The organism is Rhizobium sp. KDH_Rht_773_N (assembly GCF_052946295.1).
Map to the genome: position 1 here is coordinate 1 of NZ_JBRFNB010000002.1, position 17,245 is coordinate 17,245.

The following is a 17,245-nucleotide window of genomic DNA, read 5'->3' on the forward strand; positions in this document are numbered from 1 at the left end:
CCTGCGCTGACCATCAGCGACTTTCAACTGGCGTGAACTCGCATTTAAAGACCTAGGGGCGACAACGGTTTTTCTATAGTTGCAAGCCAAATCCCGCAAAACGCAACTCCCGCACTTATACGAAACCCATCAGTCGCTCGTTGCGCTCACGTTGTAACCGCAATATGGGTGCCTACAGCGGCGTAAATTTATATCCTGTGACTTTCATCGTGAGCTTTGAGCCAGATGCCATCGGCGTCCACTGGCCCGCCCAAAGAGGATCGAGCCCGTCAGCAACCCAAAGGTCGAAATAAGGCTTCAGCGGCAGGGAAGGAAAGAATAGCCCGCCGGTGTCCACGGGAGTGATTCTGGCAATCTGTTTCCCATTCACATACCAGGTAATCGAATTGCCGGGGTCATACTCGATCCCCAGCTTGTAACTCTTTCCGGAAAGATCGCCTTTGATAAGCGGCGCATCAGAGCCCATGCTGTAGACAGCTTTTTTGGCTCCATTCACTTTTGTCCAAGCTGTGATCGTCAGCCCCTTTGTTCCGACGAACTCAAAATCGATCTCGTCGGCATTAGCGTCCTTGCTCATCAGCCATAACGGCGCCGCGACCAACCCCGGCGCCATCTTGGGAAGAGTGACCTCCACTTCCCAGCGCCCCTTGGCCGCGAAAGTGTTGCCCTGAACTTCGCCAGATGCCCTTTCGGTCACACTTAAATTCAACGTACCGCTCACAATTTCCGCGTTGGCCGCTTTCCAATTGTATGCACCAAGCTTCGCCTCGTTCCACTCGGCAGGAAAGAATGGGTTAGCATAGTTCCATAGCTTCAACTGCACCCCAGCCCAATTGGGCAGAGTTTGCGCATTCGCGGCCGAGCTTGCGGCAACAAATGAGAATATTAGAAAGTACATTAGCCGCCGGGAGGTGCGCATGATAGCTCCAATCTTCAGGTCTTGGCATCTGTGAGGTTCCATGGAGGCTCATAGTTGCATTAAACGCTGCGGCAACCCAGACATTTTGCTCGGCGGTATGGCTTTTTGCTGTGCTACCGGACAATCAATCGGAACGCAAAAATGGCCGAAATGATCTTTTCATGCGCTCGCAAGTCGGACGCACTGCAGACGGTTTCGTACACCAAGGTCACGCGCCCGGAAACGAAACACACCCGGCAGGCATGGAATTTCCGTTGTATTTCCGGCGCTTAAGGGCTCGATATGTGATCTCGTCACAGAGGACGTCAAAAACCATGATGCACTGCGAAATGCGGCTGGCATTGTCGTTGGATATTGGGTAGAAGGTTCGGCAGTACCAATGGATGGACGACGCCTCATGATGCCAGAGACGGCGATTACCATATGCATCTGCACGTTTCGTCGGCCTCAGATCGCAGCTACCTTGGCTTCACTGAAAAAACTTCAGCTTGAACCGAACTGGAATGTACGCGTCGTCGTCGTTGACAACGATTTTGAGCCCACGGCGCGTGGCATTGTCGCGAAAGCCGCCGAACAATTGTCGTTCCCGGTTACCTACCTTCACGCCCCTGCAAACAATATATCGATAGCGCGCAACGCATGTCTGGAAGCGGCTACTGGCGACTACATGGCTTTCATTGACGACGACGAGACAGTCACGAGCCGATGGCTTACTGAATTGGTTGCGGTCGCACAAAAAAGCGGGGCGCAAGCAGTACTCGGGCCGGTGCGTGCTCTCTATGATGCCGGAATGCCCGAATGGATGATTCAAGGCGATTTTCATTCCACCTTTCCGGTTTTTGTCAAAGGCGAGATCGTTACAGGTTATACTTGCAACGTGCTCATGGATCGGCGTTCAGACAAAATCAGCGATCTTCGTTTCGATCTGTCCCGTGGTAAAAGCGGTGGAGAAGACACAGATTTCTTTGCGCGGCTCCATCGCCGTGGTGGCCGAATCAGCTATGCGGAAAATGCATGGATAGAAGAAGTTGTCCCGCAATCACGCGCAAGCCTTAAATGGTTGTCGAGCAGGCGGTTCCGCTCAGGCCAAACGCACGGTCGAATCGTCTCGAGAGACAATCCACAGTTGATGGCCCGATTGAGCGTTCTTATGATGGCGGCAGCGAAGGCCGCGTATTGCTTTGGAACGACCGCTTTCGGCCTGGTTTCCCCAGTACAGTGGCGTCGGAATTATCTGCGTGGCATGTTACATCTGGGTGCCATCAGCGCGTTGATAGGTGCACGGGAAATCGAACAATACGGAGCAGTGCTGACGGATGGGAAAAGCGCCAATGTCGGCCGATGAAACCGACGCGACCACAAAGGATCCGGCACACTCCTATCAGCATTTGAAGACAGGAAGGGCCAAAGCCGCATTGAGCGGCGTTATTTGGTCGTCTTTCAACAGCCTTGCCCCTGCCGCGGTTGGCGCGGGTGTGTTTACGATCACATCACGTTTCCTCTCGCCCAGCGAATTCGGCATTGTTGCATTTGCCGCGAGCATAGCTGGATTTGCCAGTGCGGTTGCACCGGTCGGATTTGGAGAGGCAATTGTCCAACACAGGGACATTACCAAGAAACATCTCGACACTGTTTTTTGGCTGTGCATGGCCTCTGCAGTGGTTATCTATGTCGCTCTTTTGATGGCAGCATGGCCTCTATCCTTCATGACAGGAGAAGCCGAACTCGCCTTGTTTGTTCCGATTGTCGGAGCGCGAGTGATTTTTGACTTAGCAGCCACCGTCCCGAATGCGCTGCTTACGCGTTCGATGTCCTTCAACCGTCTGGCGATACGCACGACAATGGCTTCTATCGTCTCTGCCATCGTGTGCCTTTCAGTTCTTGCCATGGGATACGGAGCTTGGGCTCTCGCGCTCTCGCAGCTCTCTGCTGCGGTGGCCGCTTCGATCGCAGCTCTCGTTTCCGTCAGATGGCGTCCAGGATGGCATTTCGACCGGGCTGCATTGGCCGACCTCAAGCGGTTCGGTCTGTTTGCGTCCGGCAATCGCATCCTGACGACGATAAATGTGGACCAGTTGATGGTCGGCTCTCTTCTTGGGGCTGGGCCGCTCGGCCTCTACGGATTTGCGCAACGGATATATCAAATCCTCAGCCAGCTTCTGGTTGGGGTACTGAGTTCCGTTTCTTTTCCGCTTCTTTCAACGCTGCGAAACGAGCACGAAAAACTCCGAGAGGTTTATCTGTCGGCAACCTTCATTTCGTCTGCAGCGTCATTCCCGATATTTGTCGGCCTAGCCTCTGTCGCCAGCGACCTGATACCACTCGTCTTCGGCCCACAGTGGATCGATGCACTGTGGGCGTTGAGGGCCTTTTGTCTGATTGGACTGCTTGCCTGTGTCGGTGTATTGCAATCTTCCCTGATACGCAGCCAGGGTAAAGTTGACTGGTGGATGTGGTACATGGTGGCAAATCAGGTACTGACAGCTACTGTAGTCTTATGCTTCTACCGCTTCGGCGTGAGTGTAATGGTCTGCGCCATAGCTTTAAAAACATGCCTCTACTGGCCAGTATCGGCGGTGATGACCGCCAAGCTTCTGAAGATCAGTCCGTTGAGCTATTTGAGGCCGTTCCTTTTGCCGACATTCGCGGCCTTGCTGATGTTCCTATGCGTTATTCTTGCCCAGCGATCACTAGCTGATGTTGATCCCGTGGTGCGTCTCGCGGCGGAAATCGGCTGTGGAGCGGTGGTTTATCTCGTAGCAATTCTTTCCCTAGGGTGGCGAAGGGTTGTTGAGTTGATGTCAATTGTCAAAAGGACACATTCGAATGCTTAGCTGGCGCGAGGTGCATCGCAAAACTGCATTTCATTGCACTCTCGAATAGGAACTTAACTAGATAACCGACAACGGGATTGCCAGTTTCGTCAATCCAAACCATTCGACGTGACGAAGAGAAAACGAGGGCTCTTAAGTGAAACTCATTTACTTTCAAGGCGTAGTTCCGAATTTTGGCGACGAACTTAATCCGTATATGTGGAGCAAAATACTCCCCCCCGGTTTCTTGAACGAAGACAGTTCCGAACTATTTCTCGGCATTGGCTCGATCCTTCACAAGCACGGTTACCCAAGCGAAGCTATCAAGCATGTCCTGGGCTCAGGTTACGCAGGCTACGGCAGTCCGCCGGAGATTAATGACGGATCCTGGAACATAGTATTCGTGCGAGGCCCCCGAACGGCCGCGACGCTCGGATTGCCACCCGAAAAGGCGATAGCCGACGGCGCCATTCTGCTGCGAACTATCGACCTGCCGGAACCGCGGGAGCAAAGCGAAGTTGCGTTCATGCCCCACTACGAGAGCCTCAATCGAGGTTTCTGGCCGGAGGCATGTAAACTGGCCGGAATTAAGCTCATTGATCCGACCCGAGATCTTGATGAGATTATCGGGCAGATTCGAGGCGCCAAGCTGCTCGTCACCGAGGCCATGCACGGAGCGATAGTCGCAGATGCTCTACGAACGCCTTGGGTATCGGCGAGACCTATCTATAGTGGACACCACGCAAAATGGCTCGACTGGGCCGAGGCTCTGTCGCTGGATCTGCGCCAGCCGCGACTTTGGCCATCGAGCATCGCGGAACTCTATACGCGCCTCACGAGACGAGGCTCGCCAGAAAGCATCGTTGGGCGGCTAAACAAGCGCGCTGTTGCCACTCCAGCAAACGCAATCTTGACCTATGCAGCTGCTAAGAGACTCCAGCAGCTCGCCAAAATGGATCCGCAGCTCAGCCGCGACGACGTGATCGAACGTCAGACACAGCGTGCTCAGGAAGCGATTTTCAGCTTTGTCTCCACCCGTACCGAGAGCGTGGCACGCGCATAAGAAAGCATATCTCTAACCACCGATCTGCGGGCGCACTTGCCAAAGAGCGCCCGTATTGCCCGCGATAGACACGGCGTAGAATTCCGCAGATAATCCCGAGCGCCTCCGGGGAGAACATAACAACGTTGCGAAATCCCCATCATGAATCTGTCCCGAAGAGGTCGCCATACAAAGCTTTCCAAATACAGTCAAACGCGACGGCTGCTGTCACCAATATTACAGCAACGCGAGAGCAGCTTTACGGACATTTAAGCTCTTTCTGTTCAGATCGCTCATCGGCGCAGCATCATGATAATACTGCCATTTCCTAATCGGCTATCGGCAAATTGAAAATGGCAGCAGGTCATCCATCTAGAATTTTTCAGCGAATTTTCAGCCGAAAGGCTAGGAGCTCCCGCAAGAGCAACTTGCGGCAGCGTCGTCGATTATCGCTTCCTCTCAATGAATATTCCGCAATCTATGCAGTCGGTGATGTTCACGGGTGCTATGAAGAACTTCTGGCGGCAGTGAACAAGATACGCATCGATGCCGCGAGCTATACCAAAGCCCTTGTCGTCTTCTTGGGTGACTACGTCGATCGAGGACCGCGATCACGCGAGGTTATCGATTACCTGGCAAACGACGGCGACGACAAGATCCATCAAATTGCCCTGTGTGGTAATCATGACGCCGCATTTGCACGGCTGCTCGATGATCCGCACTGTGCCGAGGAATGGCTACGATTTGCGGGACAAGAAACTCTTCTATCCTATGGCATTGATGTAAGATATATTTTCGAACACGGCGGTGTAAAAGCTTTGCACGCTGCCCTGAAGCAACAGGTGCCGACGCACCATGCGGAATTTCTACGGCAACTTCCGACGATGCTTGAAGTTGGTGATCTGGTATTCGTCCATGCGGGCGTCAGGCCCGGCATACCCCTACAAAGTCAGAGCGATCAGGATCTCCTGTGGATCCGAACGCCGTTCCTCGACGAGGGTCCGCAACTTCCTGTTATTGTTATTCATGGCCATACGCCCGTGGGGAAACCTTTCTTTGGAAATGGTCGCATAGGCATCGACACCGCCGCTTTCGCAACTGGCAATCTTACAGTTTTGAAGATTGCCGGCAAATCGGCACAAATTCTAACCTGATGGCTGGCTATTCTCATTGTGGGCATAGCGCTCGCCCAGCTTCTTGATATCCAGGCCCTCCCAGCTAAAACTCTTCTTGCGATCTTCCACCATATCGCGAGTGGCCTCGAGAAGATATGGAAGGAGCGCATCGCTGACGATTGGAAGAGCCGCTGCAATTTTCTTCGGATCGCCACTCGTGAAGAGAGTTTTCAGGTCTTTCCTGAGATCGCGTGACGCCGCTTTGAGTGTGGCTGCGCTCAAATGGTTCCAGAAATAGAGCCGCGCAATAAGCGAGAATTGATCGGCCGGTGCCAGCCTCACTGAAATGGACATTAAGCGCGCAATATCGGTCGGCTCTTCTGCCTGAACAGCGCGGGTCATAGCGAGTCTAAGCCAAAAATTGCTATTGCTCGGCATACAGGAAATAGCGTGTCGGAAATATTTTTCGTTGAAGGCTAGGGCTTTCGACCACGCAGCATAATCTGCAATCTCATCGCCTTCATCAAAATGACGTAGGGCAATCGTCGCCCCAGCCATTAATATATCCGATCGGCAGAAACCCTCATCGACGATCGCACCTGTGTCAGCAAGAATTTTCGATAGATTGATTTTGCTGGCTTGATCCGTCTTTTCAAGACGCTCGGCGATGACAAAAACATTCGCAAATCGCGCAGATTGGGCAATCTCTGAATATGCGAGTGAGAAAAGAAGTGCCGCCACGACCAGGAAAAATATCCGCTCACCCAAAACTAATGCTTTCCGCATGGATATTTTTCAAAATAAACGTTGATGGGGATTGGCTTTCCAGAGGTGTATTACCTAAAAGTCAGCCGCCCTTTGGCGAGCGGCTGTCATCAATCAAATCAAAAAATGAATGGAGCCTTAGATACCCGTGCGGCTAACCTGCTCTACGATTTCGGTCGTGAAGTTTCCGCCGCCTGCTCGACCGACTCGAAGCAAGTTGCCGGTATCGGTGGCCGTTCCGTTGATGCCTGTTCCCGTTCCGCCTTCCCCGCCGCCGGTAATTGTGGCAGGCGAATTGGAGGTAATACCCGAAGCCTGACTCGCAGCACCACCGGGTCCAAGCGCGGCCACAGCAGTCTGACCTCCGAGCGCTTGAAGGAATGCAGTCTGCACACCGGCCAATGCGGGATTCGTCACGAGCGCCTCTGCAAGCGCCTTGGCAATCGCATCTGCGAGATCGGGGTGAGCCGCCCGGCATACATTTGCTGCGCGCCCAAGACCAGCACCGATCGCCGCTTTCTGCGACACAGTTGTCGCATCGCTAGCCCCGAGTTCCAGAATCTTCCCTGTAAGATCCGTTTCAGTTGCCGCCAGCAAGCGGACCTGATCAATAATCTCACTCTCGGCCCGATTACCCCCGACAAGACTTGATGGAGAATTATTAAATTCAGCTAATGTAGCGTCTGTTGCAGCACCACCATTTAACAAGCAGCTTCCAGCAAAAGACAGCGTTGCCGAGCAAAAAAGAGCGCCCGCCATAAAGAAAACTCTTGCGATCACTTTGGTCATATTGGTCGCCATGATTAAATCACCGTTAAGGACATATTACCCGGAAATGCCTTTCAGGCAATCGGCTTCCGGGTAATAATCCCAAAAATGGAATATTATTGTTAATACACTAGTTTCCAAGATCGTTGATCGAATTCTTAGTAGAATTCGCGTCGTCCGATACACCAGAGATAGTAGACGTAATCGAGTTCAGGATATCCAGGAACTTGACGAGCTCAACCGAGCTTGCATTCGAAATATACAGAACATCCTTGTCCGCCATCCGGAATTGCTGGATCGCAAATAGCGTCGCTGGATCCCGCATGTTAGCACGGAATATAACAGGAACCTGAGCGCCCTGGAAACGCGACACGTCGATGTTCAACTTTTTGAGAATATTGCGATCGACCTGTCGGTATACAACCACCTCACGCGGATCAGCTCGATTGTCGAGGACGCCACCAGCCTTGGCGATAGCCTCACCAAGCGTAAGATTCGAGTCTTCAAACTCGATGCGCGCATTCAGCCCCGACGCCCCAAGAGCGATATATGTTCGGCGCTCGTGTTCTACCGAAATCGTATCGCCCGGCGCCACGAAAATATTCTCCGCCGGATTTTTCAGAAGTGTCTCATAGGCAACCGTGGCGATCTTGCCTCGGCGCTGAAGCGTGATGTTGGTTTCAATATTGGGAGTCGTCAGACCGCCGGCCGTGGAAATGACGTCAAGAACGCGATCACCTGCCGGCGTCACCGGAACCTTCTGCGGATCCTTCACGTCGCCGACAACAGCAACCTCGCTGGAGCGGCTTGTCGTCGTGGTCACAACGACCTGCGGCTCGATGGCGCGCGTTGCAAGCCTATCCTCAATATCCCGCTCCACCTCCTCCTTGAGGCGGCCTGCTGCCGGCACGCGCCCAGCATAAGGAACACTGATCGTCCCGGTCCGATCAATGGTCTGCTGAGGCAAGGTAATGTAGTTGCCAGGGCGGCTACCGGCGTCTGACGGAATGAAAAGACCACCGGACTGCGCTTCGAATATCGACACCTGAACCATATCACCATAGCCCAGCGGTATATCCGGCGCACCACCGCGCCCGCCTCCAAAGCCCGCCTGAAGCGTATTGGCCTTCACATCCTCAAAATACGGAAGAATAGCTTTGTTGAAATCAATCAGGACGTAATCGATTCCCACCTTACGTTCCGGCGTGGTGACTTTAATCAACGCCTTCTTGTCAAAATCAACATGATCGGGTCCCGATCGCGGTAAAGATGTGCAGCTAGATAGCGCGATCACGGTCGTAAAAACGATGCCGCGGCGGTACATGGCGGAAATGCGCATATTCAACCCGTTCAAATGTCCCTAAATGTTCCATGCCCTTCGCAGTCGCAAAACACAAGTAGTATTTCCACGGACCTGGGCGATTACGGCCAACGCCTTGTTCTTGTTGCAGTGAAGCCACAGAAAGCGTTAACGGACGTGGTTAATATTCCGCCATTTTATACACCTCTAATACAACGACACCTTAACTATAGAGAACAATGTGGTTGAAATGCGAATCGAGCAACTGATCGAGTCATTGATTATAGCTGAGATGCATTTTGTATAGTCATTTTCGACGGGTTGTGTTTCTTCTTCACCTGTCTCGTATCCCTTCCGTGACAGACTGAAATAGTAGCCGCCAAGAATGCCGCATATAACACCGCAAATCCGGGAATCTGCAACGAGAAATCGACCAAAGCATGGATAGCGACAAGAACAGTGCCGGCGAAACCGACAAACGGAATCGGTCTCAGTCGTTTGCGCTGGCCGTAGCCATGCCAGAAAGATGTCCCGATCAAAAGAAGAAATGCAGCCAAAGTCAAAGGGAATACGATGCCCAGAGTGAGGAAGCCCTCGAGATATGAATTGTGAGCACGATCGAAGATCCCCGCTATGCCGCATGATGGATCGCGGTAGGCCGAGAAGGCCGTCCGGAACGTACCGAAACCTGTCCCGTAAAGCCAATGCTGCCCCACCGCTTTAACAATATCCGGCCACACGCAGAACCTGCCGTCGTCTAGCCCATTTACACTGGCCCGAAAGATTGCGCGGCTGGCCAAGAGATCGGCGATTCCGAGGATCAGCACAATTGCAATAATCACGCGGCTCCAACGCCTTGCAGCGCCCTCTCCCGGCCTCTCCCCGAACTCCCGGGAGGACCTCTGCGTTCGATGAAATGCGAGCATGGGAAAATAGACCAGGGACGCTGTTCCAAATGCAAAGATACCTCCCCGCGACTGCGTCAACATCAGGGATGTGAATGCTACCACTGTAAGTGCGCAATATACAGCCAAAGGAATTCCTCTCAGGCCATCCTCGGAACCCTGAGACGGCGACCGACCGAAATACTCCCGGCCGCTCTGCACTGCGAACGTCATCAGCAGCAGGAGAACGACCCCTAAATAGGTGGCAGCCGTGTTGCGATTGACGAACACTGCCGTGAGGCTGTCGATATACGCGTCCTTTTCAACCGCAAGCAAACTATGAGGCGCGAGCAAGAACTGCAGTAGTCCGAAAAGAGAAACCAAACCACCACCGATTGCGAGAACACGCAAAATGATCAATGAGCGCTCATCGGTGTCCGCAACGATCAGACCTGTCAGGAACGTCATGGCGGGCAGCGCCAGATAAAGCAGCGCGTTCAGCGTGTCCGAGGGTTCCAGCGATATTCTGACATCGGCCAGCCCAGCCAGATCGTAAGCGTCCTTCCAGATGGATCCTTCCGGGAGCGCAATCGGGGAACTGCCATAGGATTGAAGAAGGATCCATGCACATAAGATAAGAAAAATGATTAGGGCACCGGAGAACACATGCCCGCCACGCTTCGGCTTGCCGAAGATCAGCATAGCAAGAAAAGCAAGAACAAACATAATGGCGCAAATGCCGGTAAAGGCAACGGTCTGCACAAGACCGTAAGGTATCGCGGCCGCAATTACGACACCCCCGTATAGATACGCAAAGCCTTTAGCGAGTTTGTCCATCGATGTCCTTGACAGCCTCTCCGCACGAATTCTGTGGGGCGGCAGGTTTTCTGAGGGAAGCCGGCGGATTTATCAAGCCCTAGCTCTACACAATGCGAATTCGATTAGTTGTATCTTGGATACAGGTAGAAAAATTCGGTGGAAGTGCCGTTTCGTTAAAATCTTCCGTAACCGCTTAAGCGGATCTCGATCTTCCGTCCTTATGGTCCTCGCAACGCAACAAACGAAGCGTTTTTGCTATTCCTTCGGCAAGCCACCAGTTTCGTGGTCGCTCCGATGGGAATGCCGCAAGAACACTCAGAAGACCGGGATGTGACGATGCTAAAGAATGGGCTTATTGCTGTTGCTATCTTCTCGCTGCTGGGCGCCAACTGTGCGTTTGCCGCAGGTCCAGCCGGCATGGCACGCGGCCTCCAAAAGGCACCGGCCTACAGCTACATCTCGGAGAAGCGCCGCGCGATGGCACCGTTTGCTCATATAATGTTCTGCGCAAAGAACCCCAATGAATGCGAGGCCCGCAATGGCGCGTCAACAATCATCCTTACAGCTCTTGCTGACAAACAACTCCACTCGGTCAACAACATTGTCAATCGCAGCATCATTCCAGTCAACGATGCGTCAGACTCTCCCGCCGACGATATCTGGCAGGTCAATGTTAGCTCAGGTGACTGCGAGGATTTCGCACTGACAAAACGAGATCACCTGATTGCAATGGGCTGGTCGCCTAAAGCATTGCGCATCGCGATTACCAAAACGGCGGAAGGAGAAGGCCATGCAGTCCTGGTGGTGAGGACCGATCGCGGCGACTTGGTGCTCGACAACCGAACCAATACGATAAAGCCATGGAGGAATGCGGGTCTGAGATGGCTGAAGATTCAGTCCGGTGACAACCCTCGTGAATGGTTCGAGCTCTAGCATCATCTGCGCGAGCTAGCTCCTGTTGACAGAATGGATTCCTGGATCAGTTGAACCGTGATTCAAGTCTGCTTTTAAGAAGCAGCAATGGCGTGAGGCGACTTACATGACGAGGAATGGCGGGCGGTGAGCCAGTGTAGCCGGCAGAGCGTCGCTGAAGGCTCGGTTGTCATATGGCAATCGCCGCTTTTCGATGACAGGCCCCATACCCCGCGTGCCGTTCGTGACAACCCGCTAGTTTCCTTCGAAGTGCTCCTTCCACTGGCCATCGCAGAAATCTGGCTGCCGCATCTCGCGGAACGCCTTTGGCTCGCTCCTGGCTTCGGGACGGCAAAGCCTTCCATCCACTAATGAAATCAATGAGCTTGGCTCATGTGATTTGATTTACTTTAACACCCGCCTCTTGCATCCGCGGTCATGATCGATCCGATAGTTACACTATCGTCGCCATCTCAGTTGCGTTGGTGTTGATCGACGAATCCAGCCCGCCGAAGAAGAGCGATCATCTGTTGGGATCGCGCATTAATACACGTCGACACCCGACAAGCGGGCCAATAGCCAGACACCAAGGCGTCGCGCGAGGGCTCCACTTTAAGCCACAGAATGCGTCAATTTCTACCAAAGCTTGTCTGCGCCAATTTGCCACGCCAACTCGGTGAGCACAGAATTGGCAGCATCGCAGCATTCATAAGTCACCGTATAGTTGTTTTTTCTCCTCGTGCAACGCGCCTTGTCGTCCATGGCGTCTTCCCCGAGAAACAACCCGATCGGCAAATGCAAGAGCCAAGGTTTTCATTTAAAGGCACAACACCACACAGCCGGCAGATACATCGGATTTTTCGCTTTTACCTTAACGGGAAGAGCATAGAAATGGACGCATCGGGGGTATTGACTGTGAATATAGCGACCAATACGTTCAGGGCCGCCGTAATAAATCCTTAACCATGACGGCGACAGTAACAAAGGAGCGTTTGATGGCAACTTCTGGTAACGACAGCATTTACGGCACGATCGGCACGGATCATATCGACGGCGGCGCTGGCAACGACCTCATCATGGGCGGCAAGGGCGTAGATTATCTCTATGGCGGCGCTGGCAATGATACTTTCGCGTTCGGCAAGAACGACTTCGATGCCGGCCTCGGCACCAAGGCTCAGGACTTCATTTGGGACTTTCAGGGGGCCGGCGCATGGTCTTCCACGAACAACGACTTCCTGCGCTTCACCGGCTTCGGTGCTGGTTCGACCTTCGCCAAGGACGATGCATTGAGTGCGCAGAGCCAGGCTCATAACCCGGGCGTCGATGTTTACGTCATTCACGACACCGCGACGAACACTGATTACTACCTCCAGATCAAGTCGGCCAACGGTCACACGATCGGTGCTGGCGACTACGGCTTCTACGCCTAATCGTAAGCACACGCTCCCTGAGCGAAGCACCGAGAAACAGCTCCATCCGGAGCTGTTTCCGGCGTTCTATGCTAGCAAATTCTTCGCCAGAAGAAATGGCTAGAAAAGTCACCACGCCTAGTATTATATTATTTAGCCCTAACGGCCACTCTATAGACTACTTGTAGCGCGTAACGAAATTTTCCCAAGGGTCCGAGAGGTGGAGTATGGGCATGCTGCCAACGGTAGGAAAAGGATCTATCGTAGCAATCTCACTTTCCAGTGTATTGATAAATATTCTATATCTGACATCATCTCTATTTATGCTTCAGGTATATGATCGCGTCATACCGAGTGGAAGCATTCCGACCCTGGTTGTTTTGAGCATTTTGGCGGCGGGCCTCTATCTCTATCACGGCCTTTTCGAGGTGCTGAGAAGTAGACTTCTGACTCGTGTCGCGGACAGGTATGACGCCAATCTCGCAAAGAAGACCTACAACGCCGTTGTTCATGCGCCGGTTGCCGGCGGCAGAATCGGCGACGGCGTTCAGGCCGTAAGAGATCTAGATCAGGTCCACGCATTCATTTCCGGAAGCGCCCTGACGGCCCTCCTGGATTTGCCATGGCTTCCTCTTTACCTAGTCGTTTGCTTTGTATTTCACCCTCTGATCGGCTACGTAGCGATATTTGGGGCGGTGATGCTGATAGTTTTCACCCTGCTCACATATGTCACAACACATAAAAAAACGGAGTCCGCGGCAAGATCACAAGGCTCCCGATCGTCGAAAATCATCGCGACCCAACGCAATGCGGAGGCGATGATCTCGATGGGTATGGTTCAACCGCTGTCCACGAACTGGCTTCAGATCAATAAGGATTATCGAACAGAGAACAGACAGATTACGGATCTGCTTGGAATCTACGGTACTCTCTCCAAGATCTTCAGGCTTGGCCTCCAATCCGGGATTCTGGGTGCGGGTGCGGTGCTCGTCATTGACAATCTGGCCTCCCCGGGCATTATCGTTGCTGGGTCTATTTTGACCGCGCGATGCTTGGCCCCCGTTGAGGCCATTATCGGCAATTGGCGAAATATCATTGCCGCGAAGCAGAGCGGTCGCCGCCTTTCTGAATATATCAATAGGAATTATTCCCACAGTGAGCCGATCCGGCTGCCACGTCCGTCGAACAACCTATCTGTCGAGATTGTTGCAGGCGGGGCGCCGACACTCAATCGTCCGATCGTCGCTGACGTGCGGTTTGAATTGAAGGCCGGCAGCGCCATGGGGGTGATCGGCCCAAGCGGGTGCGGTAAGTCATCCTTGTCAAGAATGCTTATCGGTGTTTGGCCCATATTCCGCGGCAGTATCCGCTTGGATGGTGCAACAATCAATCAGTGGTCGGAAGATGACCGCGGCAAATTGATTGGCTACCTGCCACAGGACGTCGAACTTTTCTCGGGCACAATCGCCCAAAACATATCTCGTTTCTCAACGGGATCGTCACCGGAATCCGTCATCGCAGCAGCGAAGGCCGCAGGAGTTCATGAGTTGATTGTCGGTCTCCCACAGGGATATGATACCGATATCGGCGACGGAGGCATGTTCTTGTCCGCAGGGCAGCGACAGAGAGTGGCACTCGCACGCTCACTATATGGAGATCCCTTCCTCCTCGTTCTCGACGAACCCAATTCGAATCTAGACGGAAATGGTGAGGAGGCACTCAACCACGCGATCGCTGGAGTCCGTCAGCGGGGCGGTATCGTTGTGATCGTCGCGCACAGGCCGAGTGCACTGCGCGCCGTTGACCAAGTGCTTGTGATGGAGGACGGCAGGATGCGGCTGTTTGGCCCCAAGGAGGAAGTACTTTCTCGTGTGTCACCCGTCGAGAGACCAGCCGAGCCAAGCCGCGTCGCGGGGATGCGGATCGTCGCTGAGGGACAGGGGGCGGGCTGATGGCACGCAGAAAACGAAAGCGGTTGCAGCAATCCGGCCCTGGCGTGCGAACCTATGTCATTGCCATACCAGCACTCGCCGCCAGCCTTCTGTTTGGCGTCGGCACATGGGCAACAACCTCCCGACTGTCAGGCGCCGTCGTTGCGCCGGGCGCCGTCGTGATCGAGAATTCTAGCAAGAAAATTCAACACCTTACAGGTGGGATTGTCAGGAGAATAGCCATCACGGAAGGAGCAAGGGTTCATGCTGGCGATATCCTCATCTCCCTTGATGCGACACTCTCGAACGCAAATCTGGCTATTATCGAACAAAATCTTGCACGCCTTTATATTCAACGTGCCCGATTGCATGCCGAGCAAGATGGAACTGGCAGTTTCACAATTCCCGACGCAGTCGCCAAATTCCGCGACATAAATGCTGATGCACTCTTCCAGGACGAAAAGCGCCTCTTCGCCAGCCGGCGTGAAGCCCAGGAGGGAATGAAGGCGCAGCTGCTATCTCGCCGTCAACAGCTAGCAGAACAGATCTCCGGCCTGGAAGTGGAATTGCAATCTTTTGGCAAGGCCTTGGCCTTACTGAAGGAGGATCGCAGCTCTGCGGAAGCATTGCTTTCAAAGGGACTGATGACCCGGCCGAGGTTACTTGCACTGCAACAGTCGGAGGCAGATCTCGAAGGGCAAATAGGGGAAAAGACCGCCGATAAGGCCGCGGCACAAGCCAAGATCAGTGAAACCAATCTGCAGGTCCTTCAACTTGAGCAGGATCAACGAAAGGATGTTTCCGAACAGATTTCCAAGAGCAATGCAGACATTGCCGAGTATGAGCAGAAGCGGCTTGCGACCATTGATCAAATCGACCACCTGGACATCCGCTCGCCGGTTGACGGAACCGTCTCGCAGTTGACGATACATTCCGTCAACGAGGTTGTAGCTCCCGGTCAGGTAATTATGGTTGTCGTTCCCACCAATCGTCAGTTGACGGTCGAAACACAGATCCTGCCGAGCAGTATCGACCAGATCCACCTCGGACAGTCTGCAAAGGTAAGGTTCACGGCATTCAGTCAGACGACAACGCCGGCAATCGAAGGAACGGTGACTCGAATTGCCCCCGACGTTGTAAAGGATGACAAAACCGGGAAAACCTATTATCCGGTCATGATCGGACAGAATATCTCGGCTGACGGAGACCTTGCTGGACTTGCACTCTATCCCGGCATGCCGGCGGAGGTCTTCATAGAATCCGAGAATCGCAGCGTCATTTCATATCTCATGAAACCACTGACTGATCAGATGCAACGAGCAATGCGGGAAGAATAACAGCAAGCCTAAACCAGCTTCTTGATTCACTGCACCACTCTAGGAAGAGTGGACTCTTAGGACTTCCAAATTCGACGGTTCTAGGTGTTTAGTCCCGGCATTTGATGGATCGGATCGATGATGAATCTCTCTGGTTCTATTGTCCATCGTTTGCAGATGAATTCGTAGGGCGTGAGCCCCTTGAGCGTCTTGAGGCGGCGGCCGAAGTTATATGCGGCAATGAAGCTTTGGAGATGGGTTCGGAGCTGATCGTGGTCGACGAACGGGGCTTGCCGGTTCGGCCCGCGCTGACGCAAGGGCATGCTTCCGACATGGCCGCCGCGCCCGGCCTGCTCGAAGGGCTTCCTTCAGCGTCTGTCGTCATCGCCGATCGTGGCTACGACTGGCAGCACCTAATCGACCTGGTTCGACAACGCGGCGGCGAGGCCCACATCCCAACCCAGCGCGACCGCAGGGTCCAGAGATCAGTCGACCCAAGCCTCTACCGACAGCGCAATCTCGTCGAACGCTTCTTCTGCAAACTCAAACACTTCAGGAGGGTTGCCACCCGCTACGACAAGCTCGCCACCAACTTCCTTGCTGCCGTCGCTCTCGCCTCGGCTAGGCTGTGGATGCGAATTTATGAGTCCACGACCTAGTTGATAGCTTTTCTCCGGACGTAGAGATAGGCGTCTTGGACCGTTTGATCCGCTATGATGATCAGCGAAAACGGATGTCGGATCACGTCATTGGCAACGGGCGAACACGTGTCTCGTCAGAGCATGAAAATTGGATGCTCGTTGAAGCAGCGTCCGGATTGTCAGGACAGGCTCCCCTAGGCGCGATTTGCCAGACGTGTTCGGTGACTAGAACAGTGTATCTCGCCGCTTCAGTCGTTTGAGCGAGAAAGGCCTGGCGGCCGCTCTTTGAGGCGATGACAGATGATGACGACTTCAAGTATCAGATCATCGGCGGTACGATCATCCGCGCTCATCGGCATGCATCAGGCGCAAACAGCGCGCTCAAGATCAGGCCTTGATCCTTTTCGTGGCCGCCTGAACACCAAGATCGACATGGTCGCGCGCAACCTTGATGTCTGTTCATTTCATGCTGAAAACACGATGTTTCACAAGCCAACAGACTCGTCAAAGAGCTGCCCTTCGGCATTGCTACGGCTGATACAGCGACCGGCTGCGTAAAGTAATCGACGCCATGCAAGCAGAGGCCGTCATCCGCAACAATCCCTGTCAGA

At 53.5% G+C, this 17,245-nt stretch carries 14 protein-coding genes and 2 pseudogenes; 10 read left to right on the top strand and 6 right to left on the bottom strand.

Features of this window, described 5'->3' with window-relative positions; all coding sequences use genetic code 11:
* Positions 1–172: 172 nt before the first annotated feature.
* Entirely contained in the window at positions 173–919 is a 747-nt protein-coding gene (locus ACU8HS_RS21940) for a family 16 glycosylhydrolase (protein ID WP_162758022.1), read from the bottom strand.
* Positions 920–1,316: 397 nt separating this feature from the next.
* Between ACU8HS_RS21940 and ACU8HS_RS21945 the strand changes: the two genes are divergently transcribed.
* The 4 genes from ACU8HS_RS21945 to ACU8HS_RS21960 all read left to right on the top strand — a co-directional run bounded on the left by ACU8HS_RS21945 (position 1,317) and on the right by ACU8HS_RS21960 (position 5,928).
* Entirely contained in the window at positions 1,317–2,264 is a 948-nt protein-coding gene (locus tag ACU8HS_RS21945) for a glycosyltransferase family 2 protein (protein ID WP_113413422.1), read from the top strand.
* The gene (locus ACU8HS_RS21950) at positions 2,251–3,753 is read left to right on the top strand and encodes a lipopolysaccharide biosynthesis protein (protein ID WP_113413410.1); all 1,503 of its coding nucleotides are present in this window, start codon (positions 2,251–2,253) and stop codon (positions 3,751–3,753) included. The genes ACU8HS_RS21945 and ACU8HS_RS21950 overlap by 14 nt, the downstream gene beginning before the upstream one ends.
* 136 nt (positions 3,754–3,889) lie before the next feature.
* Entirely contained in the window at positions 3,890–4,795 is a 906-nt protein-coding gene (locus tag ACU8HS_RS21955) for a polysaccharide pyruvyl transferase family protein (protein WP_112567218.1), read from the top strand.
* A gap of 332 nt (positions 4,796–5,127) precedes the next feature.
* Positions 5,128–5,928: a metallophosphoesterase family protein gene (locus tag ACU8HS_RS21960; RefSeq protein WP_113413411.1), complete on the top strand. Its 801-nt coding sequence runs from the start codon at positions 5,128–5,130 to the stop codon at positions 5,926–5,928.
* On the opposite strand, the gene ACU8HS_RS21965 is transcribed toward ACU8HS_RS21960, so the two are convergent.
* The 4 genes from ACU8HS_RS21965 to ACU8HS_RS21980 all read right to left on the bottom strand — a co-directional run bounded on the left by ACU8HS_RS21965 (position 5,920) and on the right by ACU8HS_RS21980 (position 10,443).
* A complete protein-coding gene (locus tag ACU8HS_RS21965; RefSeq protein ID WP_113413412.1) occupies positions 5,920–6,675 on the bottom strand; it encodes a hypothetical protein in 756 nt (251 codons plus the stop codon). The two genes, ACU8HS_RS21960 and ACU8HS_RS21965, sit on opposite strands and share 9 nt — an antisense overlap.
* Before the next feature lie 117 nt (positions 6,676–6,792).
* Positions 6,793–7,455, bottom strand: coding sequence for a hypothetical protein (locus tag ACU8HS_RS21970; protein WP_112704179.1), 663 nt, complete (start codon positions 7,453–7,455; stop codon positions 6,793–6,795).
* A gap of 97 nt (positions 7,456–7,552) precedes the next feature.
* Positions 7,553–8,761: a polysaccharide biosynthesis/export family protein gene (locus tag ACU8HS_RS21975; protein ID WP_113413413.1), complete on the bottom strand. Its 1,209-nt coding sequence runs from the start codon at positions 8,759–8,761 to the stop codon at positions 7,553–7,555.
* A gap of 242 nt (positions 8,762–9,003) precedes the next feature.
* Complete coding sequence (locus ACU8HS_RS21980; RefSeq protein ID WP_112567233.1) at positions 9,004–10,443, bottom strand: O-antigen ligase family protein; 1,440 nt, start codon at positions 10,441–10,443, stop codon at positions 9,004–9,006.
* A gap of 318 nt (positions 10,444–10,761) precedes the next feature.
* Here ACU8HS_RS21980 and ACU8HS_RS21985 point away from each other — a divergent pair, with 318 nt between their 5' ends.
* The 4 genes from ACU8HS_RS21985 (at position 10,762) to ACU8HS_RS22000 (ending at position 16,014) form a co-directional block, all read left to right on the top strand.
* Positions 10,762–11,358 carry a transglutaminase-like cysteine peptidase gene (locus tag ACU8HS_RS21985; protein WP_112573007.1) on the top strand — a complete coding sequence of 199 codons (597 nt, stop codon included), beginning with the start codon at positions 10,762–10,764 and terminating at the stop codon, positions 11,356–11,358.
* Between the two features lie 974 nt (positions 11,359–12,332).
* Positions 12,333–12,767, top strand: coding sequence for a hypothetical protein (locus tag ACU8HS_RS21990; RefSeq protein WP_447016192.1), 435 nt, complete (start codon positions 12,333–12,335; stop codon positions 12,765–12,767).
* A 212-nt stretch (positions 12,768–12,979) separates the two neighbouring features.
* Positions 12,980–14,698 (top strand): type I secretion system permease/ATPase, encoded by a 1,719-nt coding sequence (locus ACU8HS_RS21995; protein WP_447016193.1) that lies wholly within the window; start codon positions 12,980–12,982, stop codon positions 14,696–14,698.
* Positions 14,698–16,014, top strand: coding sequence for an HlyD family type I secretion periplasmic adaptor subunit (locus ACU8HS_RS22000; protein ID WP_113413414.1), 1,317 nt, complete (start codon positions 14,698–14,700; stop codon positions 16,012–16,014). Before ACU8HS_RS21995 ends, ACU8HS_RS22000 begins: the two co-directional genes overlap by 1 nt.
* Positions 16,015–16,094: 80 nt before the next feature.
* On the opposite strand, the pseudogene ACU8HS_RS22005 reads toward ACU8HS_RS22000, so the two are convergent.
* Positions 16,095–16,271: pseudogene (locus ACU8HS_RS22005) on the bottom strand (IS481 family transposase); the annotation flags it as partial.
* Between ACU8HS_RS22005 and ACU8HS_RS22010 the strand changes: the two are divergent.
* Together ACU8HS_RS22010 and ACU8HS_RS22015 are read left to right on the top strand one after the other, a co-directional pair.
* Positions 16,248–16,652: an IS5 family transposase gene (locus tag ACU8HS_RS22010; RefSeq protein ID WP_447016194.1), complete on the top strand. Its 405-nt coding sequence runs from the start codon at positions 16,248–16,250 to the stop codon at positions 16,650–16,652. The pseudogene ACU8HS_RS22005 and the gene ACU8HS_RS22010 sit on opposite strands and share 24 nt — an antisense overlap.
* A gap of 26 nt (positions 16,653–16,678) precedes the next feature.
* Positions 16,679–17,084 (top strand): annotated as a pseudogene (locus ACU8HS_RS22015) (transposase); the annotation flags it as partial.
* Positions 17,085–17,245 lie beyond the last annotated feature (161 nt).

Excerpts from the sequence above, each read along its gene's own strand:
- ACU8HS_RS21940 (WP_162758022.1), bottom strand. The coding sequence starts at position 919 with ATGCGCACCTCCCGGCGGCTAATGTACTTTCTAATATTCTCATTTGTT.
- ACU8HS_RS21945 (WP_113413422.1), top strand. The coding sequence starts at position 1,317 with ATGATGCCAGAGACGGCGATTACCATATGCATCTGCACGTTTCGTCGG.
- ACU8HS_RS21950 (WP_113413410.1), top strand. The coding sequence starts at position 2,251 with ATGTCGGCCGATGAAACCGACGCGACCACAAAGGATCCGGCACACTCC.
- ACU8HS_RS21960 (WP_113413411.1), top strand. The coding sequence starts at position 5,128 with ATGGCAGCAGGTCATCCATCTAGAATTTTTCAGCGAATTTTCAGCCGA.
- ACU8HS_RS21965 (WP_113413412.1), bottom strand. The coding sequence starts at position 6,675 with ATGCGGAAAGCATTAGTTTTGGGTGAGCGGATATTTTTCCTGGTCGTG.
- ACU8HS_RS21970 (WP_112704179.1), bottom strand. The coding sequence starts at position 7,455 with ATGGCGACCAATATGACCAAAGTGATCGCAAGAGTTTTCTTTATGGCG.
- ACU8HS_RS21975 (WP_113413413.1), bottom strand. The coding sequence starts at position 8,761 with ATGCGCATTTCCGCCATGTACCGCCGCGGCATCGTTTTTACGACCGTG.
- ACU8HS_RS21980 (WP_112567233.1), bottom strand. The coding sequence starts at position 10,443 with ATGGACAAACTCGCTAAAGGCTTTGCGTATCTATACGGGGGTGTCGTA.
- ACU8HS_RS21985 (WP_112573007.1), top strand. The coding sequence starts at position 10,762 with ATGCTAAAGAATGGGCTTATTGCTGTTGCTATCTTCTCGCTGCTGGGC.
- ACU8HS_RS21990 (WP_447016192.1), top strand. The coding sequence starts at position 12,333 with ATGGCAACTTCTGGTAACGACAGCATTTACGGCACGATCGGCACGGAT.
- ACU8HS_RS21995 (WP_447016193.1), top strand. The coding sequence starts at position 12,980 with ATGCTGCCAACGGTAGGAAAAGGATCTATCGTAGCAATCTCACTTTCC.
- ACU8HS_RS22000 (WP_113413414.1), top strand. The coding sequence starts at position 14,698 with ATGGCACGCAGAAAACGAAAGCGGTTGCAGCAATCCGGCCCTGGCGTG.
- ACU8HS_RS22010 (WP_447016194.1), top strand. The coding sequence starts at position 16,248 with ATGGGTTCGGAGCTGATCGTGGTCGACGAACGGGGCTTGCCGGTTCGG.